This is a genomic window from Prauserella halophila (assembly GCF_024171895.1).
Lineage (GTDB): Bacteria > Actinomycetota > Actinomycetes > Mycobacteriales > Pseudonocardiaceae > Prauserella > Prauserella halophila.
Map to the genome: position 1 here is coordinate 1 of NZ_JAMTCQ010000003.1, position 3357 is coordinate 3357.

Annotated in this window: 2 rRNA genes; both read left to right on the forward strand. The window is 57.0% G+C overall.

Features of this window, described 5'->3' with window-relative positions:
* Window positions 1-110: 110 nt before the first annotated feature.
* A 16S ribosomal RNA gene (locus tag LY41_RS00180) occupies window positions 111-1632 on the forward strand.
* Between the two features lie 165 nt (window positions 1633-1797).
* A 23S ribosomal RNA gene (locus LY41_RS00185) occupies window positions 1798-3357 on the forward strand; the annotation flags it as partial.

Sequence of the window (3357 nt, forward strand, 5' to 3'; positions counted from 1 at the left end):
GCCTCTTTTTTGGGGTTTTTTTGAGCTAGCGCAGGGCCATGGTTGATCGCGTGTTTGGCGTGGTTGGTTGTGGTGTTGTGTTTTTTGCTTGGTTTGGATTTTTCAATGCATTGTTGGAGAGTTTGATCCTGGCTCAGGACGAACGCTGGCGGCGTGCTTAACACATGCAAGTCGTACGCTGAAGCATCTTCGGGTGTGGATGAGTGGCGAACGGGTGAGTAACACGTGGGTAATCTGCCTTGTACTCTGGGATAAGCCTTGGAAACGGGGTCTAATACCGGATAGGACCATTCCTCGCATGGGGGGTGGTGGAAAGCTCCGGCGGTATGAGTTGAGCCCGCGGCCTATCAGCTTGTTGGTGGGGTGATGGCCTACCAAGGCGGTGACGGGTAGCCGGCCTGAGAGGGTGACCGGCCACACTGGGACTGAGACACGGCCCAGACTCCTACGGGAGGCAGCAGTGGGGAATATTGCACAATGGGCGCAAGCCTGATGCAGCGACGCCGCGTGAGGGATGACGGCCTTCGGGTTGTAAACCTCTTTCGCCAGGGACGAAGGGTGATACTGACGGTACCTGGAGAAGAAGCACCGGCTAACTACGTGCCAGCAGCCGCGGTAATACGTAGGGTGCAAGCGTTGTCCGGAATTATTGGGCGTAAAGAGCTCGTAGGCGGTGTGTCGCGTCTGCCGTGGAAACCTACAGCTTAACTGTGGGCGTGCGGTGGATACGGGCATCACTTGAGTTCGGCAGGGGAGACTGGAATTCCTGGTGTAGCGGTGGAATGCGCAGATATCAGGAGGAACACCGGTGGCGAAGGCGGGTCTCTGGGCCGATACTGACGCTGAGGAGCGAAAGCGTGGGGAGCGAACAGGATTAGATACCCTGGTAGTCCACGCTGTAAACGTTGGGCGCTAGGTGTGGGGTGCTGTCCACGCACTCCGTGCCGTAGCTAACGCATTAAGCGCCCCGCCTGGGGAGTACGGCCGCAAGGCTAAAACTCAAAGGAATTGACGGGGGCCCGCACAAGCGGCGGAGCATGTGGATTAATTCGATGCAACGCGAAGAACCTTACCTGGGCTTGACATGCACCGGATTGCTGCAGAGATGTGGTTTTCTTCGGACTGGTGTACAGGTGGTGCATGGCTGTCGTCAGCTCGTGTCGTGAGATGTTGGGTTAAGTCCCGCAACGAGCGCAACCCTTGTCCTGCGTTGCCAGCACGTAATGGTGGGGACTCGTGGGAGACTGCCGGGGTCAACTCGGAGGAAGGTGGGGATGACGTCAAGTCATCATGCCCCTTATGTCCAGGGCTTCACACATGCTACAATGGCTGGTACAGAGGGTGGCGAGACCGTGAGGTGGAGCGAATCCCTTAAAGCTGGTCTCAGTTCGGATCGTAGTCTGCAACTCGACTGCGTGAAGTCGGAGTCGCTAGTAATCGCAGATCAGCAACGCTGCGGTGAATACGTTCCCGGGCCTTGTACACACCGCCCGTCACGTCACGAAAGTCGGTAACACCCGAAGCCCATGGCCCAACTCTGCGGAGGGGGAGTGGTCGAAGGTGGGACTGGCGATTGGGACGAAGTCGTAACAAGGTAGCCGTACCGGAAGGTGCGGCTGGATCACCTCCTTTCTAAGGAGTTTTCTTCGGAAAGCTGTTTAGCTTTTGAGTGTGGACGCAACAGGAAACAAGTAGGGCCGAGTGGTCTTCCTCGCAAGCACGCTGTTGGGTGTCTGAGGCAGCACGCTGTCTTGGTGTGGTGTTTGAGAATTGTAGAGTGGGTGCGAGCATCTTTGTGGTCAAGTTATGTAGGGCACATGGTGGATGTCTGGGCACTAGGGGCCGATGAAGGACGTGGGAGGCTGCGATAAGCCTCGGGGAGTTGTCAACCGAGCTGTGATCCGAGGATGTCCGAATGGGGAAACCCGGCACCCGTGATGGGGTGTCACCCGCCGGTGAATATATAGCCGGTGTGGAGGGAACGCGGGGAAGTGAAACATCTCAGTACCCGTAGGAAGAGAAAACACTAGTGATTCCGTGAGTAGTGGCGAGCGAAAGCGGAGGAGGCTAAACCGTATGCGTGTCAAGCTGTCAGGCGTTGCGTGTGCGGGGTTGTGAGACCCATCGTTCAGGGACTGACATGTCTGGCGTCACATTGCATGGTTAGTGGAACACGTTGGGATGCGTGGCCGTAGTGGGTGAGAGTCCCGTACGCGAAAGCTGTGTGGATGTGGTGTGGTGGTGTTCTCGAGTAGCAGCGTTTCCGTGGAGGGCGTTGTGAATCTGCCGGGACCACTCGGTAAGCCTAAATACTTCCTGGTGACCGATAGTGCACGAGTACCGTGAGGGAAAGATGAAAAGTACCCCGGGAGGGGAGTGAAAGAGTACCTGAAACCGTGTGCCTGCAAGCCGTCAGAGCAGCTGCCTTGTGTGGGTGTGATGGCGTGCCTTTTGAAGAATGAGCCTGCGAGTTCGTGCTGCGTGGCGAGGTTAACCCGTGTGGGGTAGCCGTAGCGAAAGCGAGTCTGAAGAGGGCGTGTGAGTTGCGTGGTCGAGACCCGAAGCGGAGTGATCTACCCATGGCCAGGCTGAAGCGCCGGTAAGACGGTGTGGAGGGCCGAACCCACTTAGGTTGAAAACTGAGGGGATGAGCTGTGGGTAGGGGTGAAAGGCCAATCAAACTTCGTGATAGCTGGTTCTCCCCGAAATGCATTTAGGTGCAGCGTCACGTGTTTCACTGTGGGGGTAGAGCTACTGGGTGGCTGATGGGCCTTATCGGGTTACTGACGTCAACCAAACTCCGAATACCATGGTGTGAGAGTGTGGCAGTGAGACAGCGGGGGATAAGCTTCGTTGTCGAGAGGGAAACAGCCCAGAACTCCGGCTAAGGCCCCTAAGTGTGTGCTTAGTGGAAAAGGATGTGGAATTGCAGAGACAACCAGGAGGTTGGCTTAGAAGCAGCCATCCTTGAAAGAGTGCGTAATAGCTCACTGGTCAAGTGGTTCTGCGCCGATAATGTAGCGGGGCTGAAGTACACCGCCGAAGCCGAGTCACTACAACAACTGCTAACGCGGGTTGTGGTGGGTAGGGGAGCGTCCTGGGCCCGAGGAAGCAGCCGGGGAACCGAGTTGTGGAGGGTGTGGGAGTGAGAATGCAGGCATGAGTAGCGAATGTACAGTGAGAATCTGTACCGCCGGATGACCAAGGGTTCCTGGGCCAGGTTGTTCCGCCCAGGGTAAGTCGGGACCTAAGGCGAGGCCGTCAGGCGTAGTCGATGGAGAACGGGTTGATATTCCCGTACCCGCGTGTGTGCGTCCATGGTGAGGCGTCGGATACTAACCACCCGAAGCCGCATCG